27 protein-coding genes are annotated in these 17,485 nt (G+C 62.7%); 26 read left to right on the top strand and 1 reads right to left on the bottom strand.

The window, feature by feature from the left end; genetic code table 11:
- The first annotated feature begins 18 nt into the window (after positions 1 to 18).
- The 26 genes from JSS27_01080 (at position 19) to JSS27_00955 (ending at position 16,716) form a co-directional block, all read left to right on the top strand.
- Complete coding sequence (locus JSS27_01080; GenBank protein MBS0207523.1) at positions 19 to 1,341, top strand: phage portal protein; 1,323 nt, start codon at positions 19 to 21, stop codon at positions 1,339 to 1,341.
- A 7-nt stretch (positions 1,342 to 1,348) separates the two neighbouring features.
- Positions 1,349 to 1,945: an HK97 family phage prohead protease gene (locus tag JSS27_01075; protein MBS0207522.1), complete on the top strand. Its 597-nt coding sequence runs from the start codon at positions 1,349 to 1,351 to the stop codon at positions 1,943 to 1,945.
- 75 nt (positions 1,946 to 2,020) lie between these two features.
- On the top strand, positions 2,021 to 3,355 hold the full coding sequence (locus JSS27_01070) for a phage major capsid protein (GenBank protein ID MBS0207521.1): 1,335 nt from the start codon (positions 2,021 to 2,023) through the stop codon (positions 3,353 to 3,355).
- A 107-nt stretch (positions 3,356 to 3,462) separates the two neighbouring features.
- Entirely contained in the window at positions 3,463 to 3,957 is a 495-nt protein-coding gene (locus JSS27_01065) for a hypothetical protein (GenBank protein MBS0207520.1), read from the top strand.
- A gap of 5 nt (positions 3,958 to 3,962) precedes the next feature.
- Complete coding sequence (locus JSS27_01060; GenBank protein MBS0207519.1) at positions 3,963 to 4,160, top strand: hypothetical protein; 198 nt, start codon at positions 3,963 to 3,965, stop codon at positions 4,158 to 4,160.
- Positions 4,161 to 4,193: 33 nt separating this feature from the next.
- A complete protein-coding gene (locus JSS27_01055) occupies positions 4,194 to 4,547 on the top strand; it encodes a hypothetical protein (protein MBS0207518.1) in 354 nt (117 codons plus the stop codon).
- An 11-nt stretch (positions 4,548 to 4,558) separates the two neighbouring features.
- Complete coding sequence (locus JSS27_01050; protein ID MBS0207517.1) at positions 4,559 to 4,765, top strand: hypothetical protein; 207 nt, start codon at positions 4,559 to 4,561, stop codon at positions 4,763 to 4,765.
- Between the two features lie 38 nt (positions 4,766 to 4,803).
- Positions 4,804 to 5,862 carry a hypothetical protein gene (locus JSS27_01045; protein ID MBS0207516.1) on the top strand — a complete coding sequence of 353 codons (1,059 nt, stop codon included), beginning with the start codon at positions 4,804 to 4,806 and terminating at the stop codon, positions 5,860 to 5,862.
- Positions 5,847 to 6,071, top strand: a complete 225-nt coding sequence (locus JSS27_01040; protein ID MBS0207515.1) for a hypothetical protein — start codon at positions 5,847 to 5,849, stop codon at positions 6,069 to 6,071. Before JSS27_01045 ends, JSS27_01040 begins: the two co-directional genes overlap by 16 nt.
- Positions 6,072 to 6,267: 196 nt before the next feature.
- Entirely contained in the window at positions 6,268 to 6,408 is a 141-nt protein-coding gene (locus tag JSS27_01035; GenBank protein MBS0207514.1) for a hypothetical protein, read from the top strand.
- 16 nt (positions 6,409 to 6,424) lie between these two features.
- Positions 6,425 to 6,595: a hypothetical protein gene (locus JSS27_01030; GenBank protein MBS0207513.1), complete on the top strand. Its 171-nt coding sequence runs from the start codon at positions 6,425 to 6,427 to the stop codon at positions 6,593 to 6,595.
- A 165-nt stretch (positions 6,596 to 6,760) separates the two neighbouring features.
- The gene (locus JSS27_01025; protein MBS0207512.1) at positions 6,761 to 7,393 is read left to right on the top strand and encodes a phage head-tail connector protein; all 633 of its coding nucleotides are present in this window, start codon (positions 6,761 to 6,763) and stop codon (positions 7,391 to 7,393) included.
- Between the two features lie 11 nt (positions 7,394 to 7,404).
- Positions 7,405 to 7,737, top strand: a complete 333-nt coding sequence (locus JSS27_01020) for a phage head closure protein (protein MBS0207511.1) — start codon at positions 7,405 to 7,407, stop codon at positions 7,735 to 7,737.
- Positions 7,734 to 7,919: a hypothetical protein gene (locus JSS27_01015; protein MBS0207510.1), complete on the top strand. Its 186-nt coding sequence runs from the start codon at positions 7,734 to 7,736 to the stop codon at positions 7,917 to 7,919. Before JSS27_01020 ends, JSS27_01015 begins: the two co-directional genes overlap by 4 nt.
- A 70-nt stretch (positions 7,920 to 7,989) precedes the next feature.
- Positions 7,990 to 8,436 (top strand): DUF3168 domain-containing protein, encoded by a 447-nt coding sequence (locus JSS27_01010; GenBank protein MBS0207509.1) that lies wholly within the window; start codon positions 7,990 to 7,992, stop codon positions 8,434 to 8,436.
- A gap of 3 nt (positions 8,437 to 8,439) precedes the next feature.
- The gene (locus tag JSS27_01005; GenBank protein MBS0207508.1) at positions 8,440 to 8,895 is read left to right on the top strand and encodes a hypothetical protein; all 456 of its coding nucleotides are present in this window, start codon (positions 8,440 to 8,442) and stop codon (positions 8,893 to 8,895) included.
- 41 nt (positions 8,896 to 8,936) lie between these two features.
- Positions 8,937 to 9,275 carry a hypothetical protein gene (locus JSS27_01000; GenBank protein ID MBS0207507.1) on the top strand — a complete coding sequence of 113 codons (339 nt, stop codon included), beginning with the start codon at positions 8,937 to 8,939 and terminating at the stop codon, positions 9,273 to 9,275.
- A gap of 65 nt (positions 9,276 to 9,340) precedes the next feature.
- On the top strand, positions 9,341 to 9,628 hold the full coding sequence (locus JSS27_00995; protein MBS0207506.1) for a hypothetical protein: 288 nt from the start codon (positions 9,341 to 9,343) through the stop codon (positions 9,626 to 9,628).
- Between the two features lie 7 nt (positions 9,629 to 9,635).
- Positions 9,636 to 10,037, top strand: a complete 402-nt coding sequence (locus tag JSS27_00990; protein MBS0207505.1) for a hypothetical protein — start codon at positions 9,636 to 9,638, stop codon at positions 10,035 to 10,037.
- Positions 10,038 to 12,029, top strand: a complete 1,992-nt coding sequence (locus JSS27_00985; protein MBS0207504.1) for a phage tail length tape measure family protein — start codon at positions 10,038 to 10,040, stop codon at positions 12,027 to 12,029.
- Entirely contained in the window at positions 12,029 to 12,940 is a 912-nt protein-coding gene (locus JSS27_00980) for a hypothetical protein (GenBank protein ID MBS0207503.1), read from the top strand. Before JSS27_00985 ends, JSS27_00980 begins: the two co-directional genes overlap by 1 nt.
- Entirely contained in the window at positions 12,940 to 13,344 is a 405-nt protein-coding gene (locus JSS27_00975) for a hypothetical protein (GenBank protein ID MBS0207502.1), read from the top strand. Before JSS27_00980 ends, JSS27_00975 begins: the two co-directional genes overlap by 1 nt.
- 7 nt (positions 13,345 to 13,351) lie before the next feature.
- Positions 13,352 to 14,377: a hypothetical protein gene (locus JSS27_00970; protein MBS0207501.1), complete on the top strand. Its 1,026-nt coding sequence runs from the start codon at positions 13,352 to 13,354 to the stop codon at positions 14,375 to 14,377.
- Complete coding sequence (locus tag JSS27_00965; protein MBS0207500.1) at positions 14,374 to 14,724, top strand: hypothetical protein; 351 nt, start codon at positions 14,374 to 14,376, stop codon at positions 14,722 to 14,724. The genes JSS27_00970 and JSS27_00965 overlap by 4 nt, the downstream gene beginning before the upstream one ends.
- A gap of 3 nt (positions 14,725 to 14,727) precedes the next feature.
- On the top strand, positions 14,728 to 16,500 hold the full coding sequence (locus JSS27_00960; GenBank protein ID MBS0207499.1) for a hypothetical protein: 1,773 nt from the start codon (positions 14,728 to 14,730) through the stop codon (positions 16,498 to 16,500).
- Between the two features lie 69 nt (positions 16,501 to 16,569).
- Positions 16,570 to 16,716, top strand: a complete 147-nt coding sequence (locus JSS27_00955) for a hypothetical protein (protein MBS0207498.1) — start codon at positions 16,570 to 16,572, stop codon at positions 16,714 to 16,716.
- A gap of 161 nt (positions 16,717 to 16,877) precedes the next feature.
- Here the strand turns inward: JSS27_00955 and JSS27_00950 are convergent, their stop codons facing one another.
- Positions 16,878 to 17,381 carry a hypothetical protein gene (locus tag JSS27_00950; protein MBS0207497.1) on the bottom strand — a complete coding sequence of 168 codons (504 nt, stop codon included), beginning with the start codon at positions 17,379 to 17,381 and terminating at the stop codon, positions 16,878 to 16,880.
- Positions 17,382 to 17,485: the final 104 nt, after the last annotated feature.

Here is a 17,485-nt window from a genome sequence, read left to right as displayed (position 1 = left end):
GCGCTTCATAGATACAGCATGAAGCGTTGGCTATCGAACGTGGGCGGCTGGTTCAAGCGGTCGTTCTTTGACAATCCCGCGAACTGGGGCATGTTTGGGCAAATGATGCGCCCGCCCGCGCTGGCCGGCGTTTCGATGGACGAGCAGTCAGCGCTGCTGCATTTGCCAGTCTACGCCGCCGTCAATCGCATCGCGACCGACGTTAGCCTGTTAGATATTTCGCTTGAACGTCGCTTGCCCGAGGGGGGCCGGCGGGTGGCGCTCGACGACGTGCTGTTCCCGCTGCTGACGCATTCGCCCGACGGGCTTATGACGGCTCGACGCTGGCGCGCCGCGACCGTCGGCCATTTGCTGACCTGGGGCAACAGCTATTCCGAAATCGAATACGACTTGGCAGGCCGGGTTCGCGCGTTTCATTTACTGCACCCCGACGCCGTGGAACCGCAAATTACTGGCGACGGCGAGCTGGTCTATCACTACAGCCGGCCGAACGGCGGCGGCAGCGTCGACCTAGAGCCTGCCGACGTGCTGCACTTCGCCGGGCTGACCCGCGAGGGCATCAAAGGCTATTCGCCGATCGCGATGGCCCGTGAAACGCTGGCGCTGGGCCGAGCGGCCGACGTGTTCGGCGCTGCATTCTTCGGCAACGCCGCGCGGCCGTCGGGTGTGCTGGAACATCCTGGCAAACTAGGCGACGCCGCGAAGCGGAACCTGCGCGAGTCGTTCGCCGCGCTGCAAAGCGGCCCGACCAATACCGGGCGAATCATCGTCGCCGAAGAGGGGATGAAATGGGCGAATATGTCGATTCCGCCCGAGGACGCGCAGTTTCTGGAAACGCGGAAGTTCAGCGTTCTGGACGTGTGCCGGCTGTACGGCATCCCGCCGAACAAGCTGGGGGACTACAGCGACGCGCATTACGCCAATTTGGAAGAGGCGAACGCCGACTACCTGCAAACGACCCTGCTGGGGTGGTGCAGCGTTCTTGAGTCGGAAATCGAGTTCAAGCTGCTGCGACCCGAGCAGCGCGGTGAATACTTTGTGCGACACGACTTCAAGCCGCTGCTGCGCCCGAACGCTGTCGCGCGCGCTCAATACTCGGCGACGGCGATTCAATGGGGCTGGCTGAGCCGCAATGAAGTTCGCGACGACGAAGGGGAAGCCCCCGCGAAGGGGCTCGATACTTACCTGCTGCCGCTGAACTTTCAACAGGTCGACCGGGACGGGAAGCTGATCCCGAACGCGGCGCCGGCCGCTAGCTCGCCAGCAATGTCGGCGACCGACCCGAATACGCAGCAGCAGTCGGGCGCGCTGCCGACGGCTTCAGCATTCAAGGCGGCATAAATACGGCATGAAGCTAGAACGCCGAAGCGTCGTCGCCGACCTGCGCGCCGACGGCCGCACGATCAGCGGTTACGCCGCGAAGTTTAACACGCCCAGCCAGGATTTAGGCGGGTTCATTGAAACGATCGCGCCGGGGGCATTCGACTTGGCGGCTTCGACTTCGGTCATTCTCAATTACGACCACGACAACCGCGCCATTCTGGGGCGAACCGAGTCGGGCACGCTGAAATTGTCGCAAGACGACGTAGGGCTGCGCTTTGAATGCGAGCTGCCCGAGCAGTCGCCGTCGGTCAACGTCGCTGGCCTGATTGAAGCGATTGGCCGCGGCGACCTGCGCGGCTGTTCATTCGCGTTCACGATTGCCGACGAAGAGGGCGAAACGTGGTCGCGCGGCGAAGACGGACTGGCGTCGCGAACGCTGCTGAAGGTCGTCATCTATGACGTTTGCGTAACCCCCTGCCCGGCGTATCTCGATACCGACGTGGCGGTTCGCCGGCTGGAGCAGTTTTCGACGCGCCGGCCCGCACCGGCTTCCACCCTGGCGAGCATTAACGCGGCCGCTCGCCGGCTGGCGCAGCAGGTGGCGTCGGCGCTTTCTGCATAGATACGGCATCGCGTGCAATCGCTGGCGACAGGGAGTCGCGGGCGGCATCGTCACAAGTCAAGGGATTGAAAAAGTATGAAGGTCGAAGTTCGTCAGCTTTTGGAACGCAAGGCGTCGCTGGTTACGAAGGCTCGCGAAATCGCCGAGCGTGACGACGGCGGGTCGGCCGAGTCGCAAAAGTCGATTGCCGACATTATGGCGGACATTGAAAAGATCGACGCCCGCGTGACGGAGTTGGAAAGCCAGCGCGACGACGAGCCGCCGAAGGAAGAGAACGACGACGAGCCGCCGGCCGAAAAGGACGGAGACAAGGACGAAGGTCGTTCGTTGATCCTGCGCAAGCTGCAAGCGATCGAAGAGCGCATGAAGCAAAGCGCTGGCCGCCAGTCGGCCGCCAGTCTCGGCGGCAGCGACATTCAATCGCGCGCTGCGTCGGCGAAGTATCACGCGGCTTACTTTGAGCAGTATCTGCGCGGCCGGGAGATTCCGGCCGAGTACCGCGACCTGACCGTCACCGGCGGCGACGGCGCGTCGAATCTGATTACCCCCGTCAAGCTGCACGAAGGCATCGTAACGAAGCTGAACAACCTGTTGTTCATGCGTAAGTTCGCCGACATTACCACGCTGACCGACGCTGTGTCGCTCGGCAATCCGCAGTTGACGGCCGACATTCAGCAAGCGTCGTGGGGTGGCGAGGCGACCGTCGCGACCGCTGACACGACGATGGCCGTCGTCCGGCGCGACCTGTCGCCGATTCTGTTGTCCAACATCGTCAAGGCGACCTGGAAAGAGCTACAGCTTGGCGCCAGCATCGTCGAGAAGCTGATTAGCGACCGTACGTCGCTCAGCTTCGCATACGCCGAAGAATCGGCCTATCTGACCGGCGACGGCAGCGGTCACCCGCTCGGCGTCTTCACGGCTTCGGCGAGCGGCATTTCGACCGCTCGCGACGTGACGGCCGCCGACACGTCGACGCACACGTTCACGGCTGACGACATTCTGAAGACGATCGGCTCGATTCCGCAGCAGTATTTTGAGCGGCCGTCGTTCGGGATGATCGTAAATCGCAACTACTGGACGAAGATGCTGCTGCTCAAGGACGGCGACGGCCACTATCTGTGGCAGGTCGGCGGCGCGATGGGCGGCCAGGCGACGCCGTTCGCCGAGAACATTCGCGGCATCAAGGTGATGCGCAGCGAGTACGCCCCGTACAACGGCACGCCGGCGGCGGGCCAGTACATCCTGTGCGTCGGCGACTTTTCGTACTACCGAATCGCCGAGACTCCTTTCGTATTCCAGCGGCTGAACGAACTGTACGCCGCCTCGGGCAAGGTCGGGTTCCTGGCGTACAAGTTCGTCGACGGCTCGCCGGTTTTGGAGTCGGCCTTCGCCCGGTTGATTACCGGGTAAGACAAGCTGGCGGCCGCAAGGCTGCTGGCTGCCCCTTGCCGGTCCCGGCTCCGCCGGCAAGGGGTTTTTGAGCAGGTGAGCGCTGGCCGCTAACTCGACGAGAAGCAATGACGACGAAAAACGCCGACCCAACAGTTGCTGCCAAGGTCCAGCGGCAGGCCGACAGCCTTGTAATTGCCAGCGGCGGCACGCTCGCGCTCGACGCGGGCGCGACGTACATTCGCGGCGGTACGCCGCAAACGGCGTCGATCAGCACGGCCGCGGGCGCGTCGAACGTCAGCTTGAACACGGTTCAATTGAAGGACGGCAATGGCGACAACTTGACCGCGCGTCGGGTGGTTGACATTTACCTGGCCGACGATTCGCACGGCGACACGATCACCGCGACGACCGCTAGCGGCGCTGTTGCCGCTGGTGCGAGCGGCAACGTTCTTGCCGCGCTCGTCGCCAGCAAAATGCTGCGCGTCATTACCGACGCGACGGGCAAGTTCATTCTGTCGATCACGGACACGGCGAAGACGCATTTTTATATCGTCGTCGCGCTGCCCGACGGAACACCGATCGCGAGCGCCCAGCTCGCCGACGCCAGTTACGGAGCGTAGACGCCATGTTAGCGGAGCGGCTGACGTACCTGCTGAAGTTCGCCGACGTGTCGCTGTTGCGGCTCGACGATGGGCTGGCCGAGTGTGTGATAAGCCGTAACGGCAAAAGCGTTTCGGCGATGGGGGCGACGGTCGACGCCGCGGTTTACGGAGCATTCGACCTGGCCTGCGAAGAAAGCCTGGTCCCGGCCGACGCTGTTTAGCGCTCGGCCTGTTTTTTTAACGGAGTGCGAAACGTGGAAGAGTTGCGAGCGAGTTACGACAACGTTCAGGGCATGATGGCCGATCATCCGGTTCTATTCCTGGCGCTGGGCCTGGTCGTGTTCATGTACTGGGACAAGATCAAGGCAGCCGTCGCCGGCTGCCTGGCGAACTGGAAACCAGCCGGCGCCGCGACTTCGGCCGCGGTGACGCTGGAACCGCTCGCCGATCATTCCGCCGAATCGGCGTTGGCGCTGCTTCAGTCGCTGACGGCCTGGGCCGTCAAGAACGCGACGCCCGAACTGCTCGCCAAGTTTACGGCCCTGCATCAAGATTTACAGCAACACGTCCAGGCGGAGCAAGGCGGCAGCCCGCCAGTTAGTAAATAGGAGTTCGCGCGATGAAGTCATTCGCCGTTCTAGCGGTCGTTGTGGCGGCCGCTTACTTCGCCCTGGTCGTCGAGCGCCCCGGGCATTGCAACGACGCGCCGCCTGATTCATGCGGCTGGACTCCGCCCCCGGTGGAAGTGCAGCGGCAGTACGCGGCCGACGGGCCCGTAACGTTGCGCGAGGTCGCGCCGCATCTATTTGACGGCGACGACAAGTAGTCGCCGGCTCGTCTCTTCCTGTCGGAGTCTCTGGTTTTATGCAGTCATCGCAAAAGCGGCTGATCGGCTTTGCGCTGTTCGCCTGGCTAGTGCTGTCGCAAGGCGGCGTCATTCCGCCGAACGGCGACGGCGAAGTTTTCCTTTATCGCGCCGTCCAGAAACTGCTGCCGGGGCATTTGCCCCTCAATCAAAAGAAAATCGGTTCTTGCGTCGCGGTCGGGCACGCCGGCGCCGTCGACGAGCTGTTAGCGATCGACGTAGTGGCGGGGAAAGCGGGAAAGTTTCTCCCTTGCTCGGCCGAGTCGATTTACGGCGGCGCCCGCAATGAAGCTTACGGCCGGGTCGGTCACAGCTATAGCGACGGCAGCAACGGCTATGCCGCGGTCAAGTGGTTGAAAGACGTTGGTGGGGTTCTGTTCCGGCAGAATTATTCGCAGCATGGCGTCGACCTGACGAGCTACGAAGTCCCCCGCTGTAAAGACTGGGGCGCGCGCAGCAATGGCGGCGACAACACGGTAAGCGGGCCGCTCGACGAAGAGGCGAAAAAGCATCCCGTCAAGGGGGCCGCGAAGGTCACGACGCTCGAAGAGTTAGACAAGGCGCTCGAGAACGGCTGCCCTGTCACGATTTGCAGCGGCGTCGGCTTCGCGAGCCCGCGGGACAAGGACGGCTTTTGTCGGCCGGCGGGGGGCTGGTCGCATTGCATGCACATTTGCGGCAAGCGGAACGGCGGCCGCAAGGGCTATCTCGTTCAGAATAGCTGGGGCGCGTACATTCGCGGCGACGGCCCGAGCAGCGAAAACAAGTACAAAGATCAGCCCGACGGCTCGTTCTACGTCGAGCCGCAACATATCGCGCGCATTCTCCGCGCCGGCGATTCGTGGGCGCTGTCGAGCGCGACCGGGTTCCCGAAGCGACTGCTCCCCGACTGGTTGACGAAGCCCGACGCCGAAGCGCCGGCCGACCTATTCAAAACGATCGCGCTGAAGAACGAACAGCCCGACGACAAAGCGAAAGCCAATCCAACGAAAGCAGGTGGTCAATGGGTGACGACGTGTCAGAACGGCCAATGCCGTCGAGTGTGGCGAGCAAGGTAGGCGTCGCCGCGGCCGCTGCCGTCGTGCTGGCGGCTGTGATGCTGGTCGTCGGCCTGACGATCGGCAGCGGCGCACGTTTCGGCCGCTGCGACTGTTGCGGCTGCTGTTCGGCGTTCGGCGTTTACTGGCCGGTCGAGCATCATCGGCCGCACCCGCGCGTACCTGATCGGCCGGCGCCGAATCCGTTCGCCGAGGCGGGCCAGCCGTGACAATGCTGCGCTGTCTGTGGTTTGTCTGCGCGCTGATTGCCGGCGAGTTCCAAGTGAACGCGCGACCGGCAGCGGGCATATATGGGATAGAACGGCCGCGGCATGCGGACGGCTTTTACTTTGTCTTCGGCCCGACGCCGGAATGCCGCGGCCTGTACCTGATAACGCCGCGAACGATTTACAGGTGGATTGACTTTTGAAGTCCTTTCTTCAGTCGTTAGCGGGTGCGTTCGTCGGCTGGTGGTTCGCCCTGTGGGCGTTCTGTATGGTCGTTCGCGCCTGGCACCCTAGCCTGAAGACGTTGATTCGCGTCGTGCTGTGGGCGCTTGGGTTCTAGCGGGCGCTTGGGTTCTATGGAACAGCAACCTTACAACCTGTTCGACGATACGCTGCGAACCGCCTGGCGGGCGGCAGTCAGCTTCGCCGTCGTCGTCGGTCTGAGTTGGGCCGTCGTGCAATACTACGGTTTCCGCCCGCATTTTCTCGACGTGCCGCAAGCCGTGCAGTCGCCCGAGGGCCGCTAAATGTTTTTGTTCCTGTTCTTTCTTCTTTTGGTCGTGCTGATCGCGAAGCGATAGGGCTTACCTGTCGCAGCCGGCGCAGGGATGCGCTGGCGACTATGACGCCGCGGCCGGCAGGGATGCTGACCGCGGCGTTTTTCAATCGCGCCGTGCGGGCATAGATACTGCATGGCGAATACTTCCTGGTACGGTCAGCCGCTGCATTTTGGTTTGCAGCTTGTTACGCCGCCGGCCGTCGAGCCCGTCACGCTCGCCGAAGCGAAAGACTGGGCGCGCGTCGAAATTACCGACGACGACGCGCTCATTACATCGCTGATTGTCGCCGCGCGCCGTTACGTCGAAGCGCATTTGAAACGTGCGCTGATTACGCAAACTTGGAAGTTGACGGCCGATCAGTTCCCGGTGCTCGGCCAGCAATGGACGCTGGTCGGTCCCGAGCTGCGACTGCCGCTCCCCCCGCTGCAATCGGTTACGTCGATCGTTTACGAAGCGAGCGACGGCACGCCAATTACGCTTGACCCGTCGACCTACATCGTCGATACGATCAGCCAGCCAGGGCGAATCACGCCGGCCTATTCACAATCCTGGCCCGCTGCTCGGCCGGTCCCTGGTAGCGTTCAGATTGCCTACGTCGCTGGCTACGGCGACGCTTCGGCCGTGCCTGATTCGATTAAGACGGCTATCAAGCTGCTCGTCGCGCACTGGTACAAGAATCGCGAAGCCGTTGGCGACGCCGGCGCGCCGGTTCCGCTCGCCGTTGAAAACTTGCTGGCGGCCGAGTCGGCGGGGGTGTGGACGTAATGCCTGCTGACGTGTTCGCGATCGCCGCGGGTGATATGCGGCAGCGCGTGACAATCGAGGCGAACGCGCCGACGCAGGATAAGAAGGGGCAAGCGGTGCCGAGCTGGTCGGCGGTCGCGACCCGCTGGGCCGCGATTCTGCCGGCGAGCGGTCAGGCGTTCGTCGCTAGTGAACAGGTCCGCAACCTGACGACGCATAAAGTTGTTATGCGGTATTTCGCGGGCCTGTCGCCGGACGTCCATCGGCTGCGCTACGGCTCGCGCGTGTTTAACGTGCTGTCGATTTTGAATGAGTCGGAACGGAATGTCCGACACACCTTGTTAGTTCAGGAGCTGCTGCAATGACGGAGCGTTTCGCTTTCCTGCAAATGGAAAAGTCGCAGGTCGTCGACTTGGTCGACCATCTTTCGATCGCGCTGTTGACGCTCGGCATTCTGGAAGACTCGCCGGCTGTGCGCATCGTGCGCAATCAACTTCGCGCCGCCGGAAGGAAATTGATCGACCCCGACAACTGGCTAGTGGCATAGATACAACATGCCGCAACCGAACGGGGGAAACCTGCCGCAAGCTGGTTGCCCGGCCCTGGGCTCGGGCGGCATGACGCCAGCGCTGTCGGACAGCACGCTAGAAGCAGGGCTTGATAAGTATCTGCGTGAAGCGGCTTGTCTTTCGGCGCTGGTCGCGAACCGGATTTACCCCGGCCGCATTGCTCGCCAGAACAGTACGTTCCCCGCGATCGCGTACAAGGTGGTCGGCGTCGAACAGGCAACCGTTCTGGACGGCTCGGCCGGCGTCGCTGACGCGACGATCGAGCTGGAAAGCTGGTCGACGCTGTTCGCTGACGTGGTGACGGTAGCGGCTGCGCTTCGCGACTTGCTGACCGGGTTCGGCGGCGGGTGGTGGGGCTGTGTTGGCGTTGCAGACGTTGAAGTTATCGACTGGTCCGACGACGAGGAAGACCCGAAAGACGGCAGCGGGAACGTTTGGTTTTGCCGAACGCTGGTCGTCGCGGTCAAGTTTTATCAGCCTATTCCGAGGTTCTAGCGCATGACGTACACGTTCCAGAATCCGATTCCCGGCAAGGGCTGCAAACTTGAGTATTCGAGCGACGGCGGCACGACGTACACCAAGATTTTGCAGGTTATTTCCATCGAGCCGCCGGCCCTGAACATGGGCGAAGCGGAGTCGACGGCCCTGGACTCGACGGCCGAAGAGGCAACGCCGACGATCGTCAAGAATGACGACCTGTCGCTTAAAATCTTTTATGACCCGTCGCAGACGACGCACGCCGCGCTGACGACCGCTTGTGCGGCGGGGACGATCTTGTTTTGGAAGTTCACCTACGCCAACCCGCAAGGGCCGGGGGCGAGTGTGCCGGGCTCGGCGAAGACGGAAATCTTCGAGGGCTTTGTCAAGCAATTCAAGCCGACCGGCGTCGAGGTTCAAGGGAACATTCAGGCCGACCTGGCCGTTCGCGTCACGGGCCCGAATACCCGCACGTAATCGGGCGTGCGGCAGGGGGCAATAGTTAGGGAGCGTTGATTGTGAGTCTGAAGGACAACTTGTTCTCTGCGCTCGGCAAGCCCGAGCTGATCGCAGTTCGTTTCATGGGGAACGACTGTTTTATTCGCCCCTGGTCGGAACGCGACAAAATCGACTGGGCGATGTTCTGCAAGCAGCAGGAAGAATCGCAGACGTCGGACCTGCTGATTCGCTGTCGCGTGATCGCCTGGTCACTGTGCGACGAAGCGGGGAACCTGCTGTTCGATCGCGCGACCGGCGCCGACGAGCTAGCCAAGTTTCCGTCGAATGAAATCGACGACCTGTTCAAAGCCGTCGTCGACGTGCAGCAAAGCAGCAGTGAGCAGCCAGTAAAAAACTAGAAAGCAATTCGTCGCTGTGGTTCCTGTTCAAGCTGGCGCGGGAACTCAAGAAGACCGTCGGCGAGTTGCTTGATTCTCTCGGGCCTGGCGAACTGGACCACTGGCTAGCGTTCTATCGCCTGGAACCGTTCGGCGACGAATGGCTGCAAGCCGGGGCAATCTGCGCCACGATCGCGAATAGCAACCCCTACGCCAAGCGCACGACGGCGGCGCAGCCGGCCGACTTCATTCCGCGGCTGCTGCCTGAGCGCGAACAGACGCCGGCTGAAATGGCGTCGATTCTCGACGGCGTTCTACGCAGCGTCGGCATCACGCCGACCTGGGCCAGCGTCCCCCTGTCCGAACTGGCATAGATACCTTGTGCAGTCAGCTCGTTTCGAGGGTTTCGACGCAGTAAACGAAGCGCTTTTGACAGTCGGCCGCAAGGCTAACAAAGTGCTGCGCAAAGAGCTGCGCGAAACGACGAAGCAAGCTGCCGCGCTAGTTAAGCCGATGATTCCGCGCGGCGAAACTAAGTTCCTGTCGCGCAGCCTGAGGGTTCGCGTCGTCAAGAGTAAGAAGCGTTTCGACGTTGCATTTCGGATCGTCGCGAAAGCGACGAAAGAAGGAAAGTATTACGCTTTCGCGCCGAACTACGGCGTCAGCGTTCCGCGCGGTCGACAGGCGGCTAATCGGTTTATGCAGCGCGGCATTGAACAGGCGGAATCATTGGTTCCCGATACTTTGAATCGGGTTCTTGCTGGCATTTTGGAGCTGAAGTAAATGCCAGTCGCCGGGTCGCTATCTCTCATCCTCGGCGCAACCACTGGGCCGCTAGAAAAGGGCCTGGCGAAAGCGCGCGCGCTGGTCGGCCAGTACGTCGGCTCGTCGGCCAAGGCGTTCGACAATAAGTCGCTTGAGGGCTGGGCCGGCAAGATGCAGGCCGAAGCCCAGCGAATCGCCGAGTCGACGAAGACGCCGACGGAGCGATTCAGGCAAGAACAACAAAAGCTGAAGGCGCTGCGCGCCGCAGGACTGATCGATGCGCAGCAGTATAGCCGCGCGCAGAAAAAGCTGAACGAAGACTTGGCGGCCGCCAACGGCCCTGGCGTCGGAAAAAAGCTTGCGATCGGCATTGCAGCCGGCGCCGCGACGCTCGGCGCTGCGATCGCCGCGGGCTTAAAGGTCGCGCTGTCCAGTTACAGCGAACTGGAACAATCCAGCGCGAAGCTGTCGGCGGCCCTGAAGGGGAACGGCTACGCCGCCGGCGTTTCGCTCGGCCAGGTGCGACAACTCGGCGCCGAACTGGCGCAGACGACGACGAACAGCACGGCGGCGACGATGAGTCAGGCGGCCGCGCTCGCGAAGTTCCAGGCGGTCAGCGGCTCGGCGTTCACGGAAGCAATCAAGCAGGCGCAGAACTGGGCCGCGGTCAGCGGGCAGGACGCGACCGCGGCGACGCAGGCGCTGGGGGCAGCCCTGAAGAATCCGCGGGAAGGCTACCTAGACCTGGCCCGCGCTGGCGTCGCGTTCAGCACGGCGCAAATTGACGCCATCCAGCAAATGCAAGCCGCCGGCGATATGGCCGGCGCGCAAGGCGTCATTCTCGACGCGATGAAGCAGCAGTACGACGGCGCCGCCGAGGCCGCGGGCGACACCCTCTCTGGCAAGCTGACGATCTTGCACAACACGTTTTCCGACATTGCAGCGGTCGTCGGCGAAGCCGTGGCGCCGGCCCTGAAGGGGGGAATTGATTTAGTTCAAGGCTGGCTCGGCAGCGTCGATCGGGTCGCGATCAGTAACAAAGCCTGGGAGCTGGCCGCCTGGGGCGCTGGGCTCGTCGCCGACGCGGTTCATTACCTGAAGATCGGCTATCAGGCGTTACAGCTCGGCTTCGACGTAATGGTTGCCGGCACAATCGAAGGTTTCGCGCTGCTGGCGTCTGGCGCTGCCAAGGCGGCGCAGGTGCTCGCCGACTTGGGGGTTATTTCGCAGGCGACGGCGAACGACGCCAGGGCGCTGGCGAAAGATATTGACGAATGGGCGAAAGCCGGCTGGGACAACGCCGACGCCGGCGCCGCGGCGCTCGGCAAGTCGGTTTCCGAGCAGTTGCCGTCGACGAAGGTCAAGAAGTTTTTTGACGACATGAAGTCGGACGCGAAAGACGCGGCCGGCGAAATGAAAAAGGCGATCGTCGACGGCCCGGCGGCGGCCATGAAGCAACTGACCGCGCGCGAGATCGAAGCGCAGTCGGAAGCGACGAAGCTGATTCAAAGTCTTCAGACGGACCTGAAGTCGTTCGGCATGGACGACTGGCAAAAGAAAGCCGCCGACCTGAAGGAAAAGGGGGCGACGCCAGCGCAAGTCGAGCAGGTGAAAAAGCTGGGCGCGCAGTTGAAGGGCAAAGAGCTAGCGCAGTCGCTGGAAACGCCGCTCGAAAAGTTCGAGCGGGAAATGAAGAAGCTGAAGGAGCTACACGACGCCGGCGGCATTGATACGGCGACGTTCCAGCGTGCGCAGGGTGCGCTCGTCAAGGATTTGCAAGCGGCCGTGCCGCAAGTCAAGGCGTCGGCCGGTGGTGCGATGTTAGCTGGCACGGCGGAAGCGCGGTCGGCTGTCTTAGCGTATCGCAACGCGGGCCAGAACAATAACCCGATGGACGCAATTCGGCGGCTGCAAGAAACGGCGAACGAACAGCTTCGGCAGCAGACGCAATACCTGGGGCAGATCAGTAAGGGGCTGTCGGCGCCGGCGGCCGCGGCGGCGGGGATTTAATGGCTTACTCGATTGACTACGTCAAGGAAATCGGCAGCGGCGGACGCGGCGGCGGCCGTTCGTACAAAGACCTGGGCACGTCGACCCGCGTCTTTGAAATCAAGCTGTCCAGCCTGGACTCGCGCAGCGACTACACCGACCAGAACGCGCTGTACGAATCGGGCATTCCCGCGTTTCGCGACGCGCACCCGACGCGCCCGTTTATTTACTGCGCGAACAAACACGCCGACAACACCGATCGGGCGGGGCAGTTTTGGGTCGTCAAGTGCGACTACGAATGGCTCGACGCCGAGGAGCTGCCTTGGAATCGCGCGCCGGTGTGGAGCGGCGGCGGGCTGAAGCAGGAATTGCCCGTCGACAAAATCAGTTCCACGGGCAACGTCGACGACAGCGGCGACGCCGGCAAGCCGATCCTGAACACGGCGGGCCAGCCGTATGATCCCACGCTCACCCGCGTGTTCACCTTCCCCGTGGTGAGCGCCAGTTTCGCCGTGCAAAACTGGTCGGCCGTCAATTCCATCCTGTCGTATCAGGACGCGCTGAACAGCGGCTCGTTTTTTGGTTACGGCGCCGGTTACGTCAAGCTGGACGACGTGAGCTGGCAGCAAGTCCGCGAGGACATTGGCGGCGTCTACACGATCTATTACACGCTGGTCCTGAAGTTTGTCGTCAACACGATCCAGAGTTGGCAGCCGCAGGTGCTGAACGCCGGATTCTTCGAGAAGAAAAGCGGCAATTTGCGGCAAATTCTGATTAACGGCCAGCCGCCGGCGCAACCCTGGCCGCTCGACAACAGCGGGCTAATGCTGCCGGTCGACGGCAGCGGCACGGTCATTTTCAAGCGCTACGACATTCAGCCGATGATGGACTTTTCCGCGCTGCCCAGCGGCGTAGTGAGCGGGCCCCCTTAATGAACCAACGGCCGGCGGGCCTCACGCCGCACCAAGCAGCGCGCGTTGGCGCGGCCGCGCAGCGAATCGAGCAACATCGGAAAGGCGCTCCGCCGTCGAGTCATCGACCGACGAACGCCACAATCGTGCTTGGCAAGCTGACCCAGGCGGTCAAGCGCAACGACGGCGGCACATTCGCCGACAACAAGGGCAAGTTCACCCTCTGGTGCGCGCCGTCACCCGACGACGACACGAGCCAGGAGGCGGCGGCCGTCAGTTGGCCCGAGACCGATTGTTGGGCGCACTGGTCCTTGGTGGATCAGACCCAGATTCCGTCTGGCGCGCGAGTCACGCTGGTCTACGCCGCCGGCCGCTGGTGGGTCATCAACAGCGACACCTGCCCTGGTCCGATTCCGCCGTCCTAGGAGTGTTATGCGCTGGCTGCCGTGCTGCTGTGGCTGCACCTTCTACACGATCCCAGGCAACGGCATGGCAGGATTGTCCGTGGACTCGGGCAGTTGGTCGATCGCGTCGGGAAGCCTGGTGGTGGCCGCCGGCGGCGGCCAAGTGCATAGCGTCACGGCGAGCGCCGCCGACAAGCACTTTGTCTACGTCGATTGGTCCAGCCCGCTCGACGCCAACGCCAAGATCACGGTTTACCCGAATTGGCCCGACACCGGCACGTACGCGCGGTACGACAACGCCACCGGCGCGTACACGCTGACCAGCGGTGGTGACACGGTCAGCGTCAATCTTGGCACGCCCAAAACGCCCACGGGGTTTCTGCTCTACGTCACCAACGATCAGCCCGTGTGCGACAGCGACCAATGGTTCGTGCGCGACACGCGCTGCATTGTTTCCGGACCACTGTCCGGAGCGATCGTCACCGCCGCCGCGCCGACTGGCAAGGGCTTCGCGATCAAGGTCGAAAACAATACGGGGGACGTGACGTTTAGCAATGTCACTGGCAGCCGGATCACGACCGAGGCGGAGTGTTCCAGCGACTTCACCTGTAGTTCGCTGACCTCGAATGTTTCGCGCAACCTTTCCGTGACCCTCTCGGGCACGGGATCGACGTGCGACGGGGGCACCAATGATGGCGATTATGTCCTGACCTCGAACGGCGACGGCAGCTATTCGTACAGCGAAGGGACGCTGGGAACGGCGGGGTTCCTATCGCTCGTCATTGTCGCAATGTACGGTTGTTGCCAATGGCTGCTGCGCGCGACCGGCGAGGGGCAGCGCGCCAACCCCTTGGGGGGACCGGGCCCCTGCCAGTGGGTGAGCGCCGATGGCGGCGTGTCGAGCTGGAACACCACCGCCAGTGGTTTGCCCGACGCCACGTTGGCGACGACCGTTATCACCTCGTCGGCGGTGGACTTCACTTGTAGTGACGGCGGCACGGGGGGCTGTTCCGAGTCGATCACGCCCGTGCTTACGATCAACGGTTTCGTATGAGCGATTGCCCGCTGTTAGCGCTGATTGACGGCGCGCACTTTTGCCGACACACCAGCGTTCACGCGCACGACAACCTGGTTAGCGCGTCGATCTGCGCCGTCTGCCGGCAGCGCGGCACGCCCTGCGCCAACCCGCGCGCGATTCCGGTCACGATCACGCGCACCGAGCGCCCCAAGCTACGCGGCTTGGGAGACGTTGTGGCGGCGCTGGCCCAGCCCATCGCGCGAGTCATCGACGCCGTGGCCGGCACGAACATCGCGAACTGTGGCGATTGCCAAGAGCGACAGCGGCAGCTCAACCAGGCTGTTTCCTTCGCGGCGCCGGCGGCTGACGCGCGGCATAGATAGGTCATGGCCGAACAACTCGTCAATAACGGCGCGTCAACGCTTGTCGCCGCGATTTCCCGCGCTCAAACGACGTGCGCGATTCACGACGCGAGTAGCTTCCCCACGGCGGGAAACTTTCGCGTCGTCGTCGATAGCGAACTGATGCTGGTCACGAGCGTCAGCGGCAACACGTTGACCGTCACGCGCGGCATTGAAGACTCGGTGGCCGACGCGCACGACGCGAACGCAGCCGTCGTCGCGGTTATGACGGCCGGCGGGATTACGCAGTTCGTCGCTGAACAGGTCGTCGCCGACGACGACGATTCGGCGTACTTGCAGCACGTTTCGCAGGACACGTCGCCGGCGCTGGGCGGCAATCTCTCCCTGGCGGGCCATAACGTGGGGGGGGCGACCGCGGCCGAGGTCGGCTATCTGTCCGGCGTCACCGCGGCAATTCAAGGACAACTCAACGCGCGCGTTTTGGCTGCAAACAATCTTAGCGATCTAGGCAGCGTTTCAACCGCGCGTACTAATTTGGGGCTGGGCAGCCTGGCGACGCAGGCGGCGTCGAGCGTCGCGATTACCGGCGGGTCGATTACGGGCCTGCCGTCGCCGACGAGCGGCCAGGATGCCGCGACGAAGGCTTACGTCGACGCCAGCCTGACGAGCCTGCTTGACTTCAAGGGGAACGAAGACGCTTCGGCGAATCCGAGCTACCCGGCCGGCACAAAGGGCGACGCCTACTATGTCTCGGCAGCCGGCAAGGTCGGCGGCGCCAGCGGTAAGGCCGTCGAAATCGGCGACCTGCTGGTTTGCGCGGCGAACAATGCCGGCGGCGACGAGGCGACCGTAGGGACGAATTGGTTCGTACTCGCGCATCATGTGACCGGCGCGCTCGTCGCGAGCAACAATCTCTCCGACCTGGCGAGTGTCGCGACGGCCCGTAGCAATCTGGGGCTGGTCGCCTCGGCGACGACCGACACGACGAACGCGAGCAACATCACAAGCGGCACGCTTGGCGACGCGCGGCTCAGCACGACAGCCGTCACGCCAGGCAGTTACACCTCGGCGAATATCACGGTCGATGCGAACGGGCGAATCACGGCCGCGGCCAACGGCTCGGCGGGCGGAGGATCGCCCGGCGGTAGCAATCGCCAGCTTCAGTACAACAACGCTGGCGCATTTGGTGGAGATAGCGTCGCGACGACCGATGGCGCTGGCAATCTAGTCGTCAATACTCTTTCCGCATTGACATTTTCAAGTCCCGTCGGCGACCCATGTACCATCAACGCGGGGTCCGCCAACTCGGGCGGAAGCCAAGGCAACGACGTTAATGTCTACGCCTCTGCCGCTAATGGCGACGACAGCGGCAACCATAACGGCGGCAATCTCAGCTTCAATGCCGGCGCAGGAACAGGGCTAGGGGTCGCTGGGACGGTGACATTTGCTGGCTCTAGCTTCACGTTCAACCCAAGCTCCGCCGTAACAGGGAACGCAGGCGGCGCTTTTAACGTCTCTTCTCAAGTGGGCGGTGACGCCAGCGATGGGCTGTCGCTCGCCGCCGGCGCAGGCGGCAATTGCTACCTGGCGGCAAGTACCGGCGGCGCAGGAACAGGTACTCAAGTTAGCGGCAACGGCGGGAATCTTTATCTTAGCACCGGCGCTGCTGGTTTAGACGGCGGTGCAGGGGCTGGAACACCGGGCAATCTGTTCATCAACGGCAATGCTGGGTTCAGTGGCAGCGGTGTGTTTACTACGTTCACGTTTGTTAATGGAATTTGTGTGTCGGCTAGCTAGGAGCAAGCAATGGACGAATTGACTTCGGCGCATGTTGTCGTCGGACGGCAGACGATCAGGATTGCGGTTTTGGAACAGCAGCGCGACGCGCTCGCGAACCGCTGCGCGCAGCTTGAACGCGAGCTGTCGAAGCTGACCGGCGATTCGGAGCCGAAAGGCGATGGCGAAGAAAACGAGTCGCCGACAGTTCCGTTTGAATCGCCAGCGGTTCTCTAATGCTCGACGCGCTGCTGACCCTACTGGCTAGCGTCGGGCTGGCGATGATCGTTGTCGAGTCGTACCTGTTGCGACCGCTGCGCGACGCCCTCCCTGGCCCGCTGCGAACACTGGTCAAGTGTTACCAGTGTTCTGGTTTCTGGGCAGGCGTCGCCTGCGCGCTACTCGTCGTCAATATCGAACAGCCAGGCGTCGTCGTCGCCTACGGGCTCGCCGGCAGCTTCCTGACCGTGCTTGCGGCCAGCGTACTCGAAAGGCTCGCCCGCGGGCTGTGATTCGCAGTAGCGGGCGAAGTGCGCGGCCTGCGTGTTGAGCCGCCGGGCTTCCATGCGAAACACGTTCTTGACGACCTGCGTAATCCAGCCGAGCAGACTGCGCTTCCTGAAGCGGTCGTATTTGTGAATGTTGCGCACGACGTGCAGTACGGCCGTTTGCGTGAAGTCGTCGGCATGTTCGCGCAACTCTTCGCGAATGAACTTGCCGGCGACGCGATCGCAAACGGCGTAGACGGCGACGGCGAGCTGTGATTCCAGGTCGTCGACCTGTTTCGATAAGGCGGCAGCTTCAGCGTCGAAGCGATCGCGCGATGCTTTGCTTTTGAGCGATTCCTTGCGCTCGTTCGCCATTTGCCGCGCGATCTTGCAACCGCGAAGTTTCGCGATCACTTCCCCGACTGCGCGGCCGTCGAAATAAGACAAGCCGTTCCGTGGCTGCTAATTGAACCTTGCCCCCTGCTCGGCGTACTATACGGAGCGGCGGCAGGGTTCGT

The organism is Planctomycetota bacterium (genome assembly GCA_018242585.1).
Taxonomy (GTDB): Bacteria; Planctomycetota; Planctomycetia; order Pirellulales; family PNKZ01; genus JAFEBQ01.
This window is presented reverse-complemented; position numbering and strand designations above follow the sequence as displayed.

Coding starts and splice junctions, on each gene's coding strand:
- JSS27_01030 (MBS0207513.1), top strand. CDS start 6,425: ATGGAACAGCAACCTTACAACCTGTTCGACGATACGCTGCGAACCGCC.
- JSS27_01075 (MBS0207522.1), top strand. CDS start 1,349: ATGAAGCTAGAACGCCGAAGCGTCGTCGCCGACCTGCGCGCCGACGGC.
- JSS27_01010 (MBS0207509.1), top strand. CDS start 7,990: ATGACGCCAGCGCTGTCGGACAGCACGCTAGAAGCAGGGCTTGATAAG.
- JSS27_01015 (MBS0207510.1), top strand. CDS start 7,734: ATGACGGAGCGTTTCGCTTTCCTGCAAATGGAAAAGTCGCAGGTCGTC.
- JSS27_01025 (MBS0207512.1), top strand. CDS start 6,761: ATGGCGAATACTTCCTGGTACGGTCAGCCGCTGCATTTTGGTTTGCAG.
- JSS27_01045 (MBS0207516.1), top strand. CDS start 4,804: ATGCAGTCATCGCAAAAGCGGCTGATCGGCTTTGCGCTGTTCGCCTGG.
- JSS27_00975 (MBS0207502.1), top strand. CDS start 12,940: ATGAACCAACGGCCGGCGGGCCTCACGCCGCACCAAGCAGCGCGCGTT.
- JSS27_01070 (MBS0207521.1), top strand. CDS start 2,021: ATGAAGGTCGAAGTTCGTCAGCTTTTGGAACGCAAGGCGTCGCTGGTT.
- JSS27_00965 (MBS0207500.1), top strand. CDS start 14,374: ATGAGCGATTGCCCGCTGTTAGCGCTGATTGACGGCGCGCACTTTTGC.
- JSS27_00985 (MBS0207504.1), top strand. CDS start 10,038: ATGCCAGTCGCCGGGTCGCTATCTCTCATCCTCGGCGCAACCACTGGG.
- JSS27_01005 (MBS0207508.1), top strand. CDS start 8,440: ATGACGTACACGTTCCAGAATCCGATTCCCGGCAAGGGCTGCAAACTT.
- JSS27_01060 (MBS0207519.1), top strand. CDS start 3,963: ATGTTAGCGGAGCGGCTGACGTACCTGCTGAAGTTCGCCGACGTGTCG.
- JSS27_01080 (MBS0207523.1), top strand. CDS start 19: ATGAAGCGTTGGCTATCGAACGTGGGCGGCTGGTTCAAGCGGTCGTTC.
- JSS27_01065 (MBS0207520.1), top strand. CDS start 3,463: ATGACGACGAAAAACGCCGACCCAACAGTTGCTGCCAAGGTCCAGCGG.
- JSS27_00960 (MBS0207499.1), top strand. CDS start 14,728: ATGGCCGAACAACTCGTCAATAACGGCGCGTCAACGCTTGTCGCCGCG.
- JSS27_00980 (MBS0207503.1), top strand. CDS start 12,029: ATGGCTTACTCGATTGACTACGTCAAGGAAATCGGCAGCGGCGGACGC.
- JSS27_00970 (MBS0207501.1), top strand. CDS start 13,352: ATGCGCTGGCTGCCGTGCTGCTGTGGCTGCACCTTCTACACGATCCCA.
- JSS27_01050 (MBS0207517.1), top strand. CDS start 4,559: ATGAAGTCATTCGCCGTTCTAGCGGTCGTTGTGGCGGCCGCTTACTTC.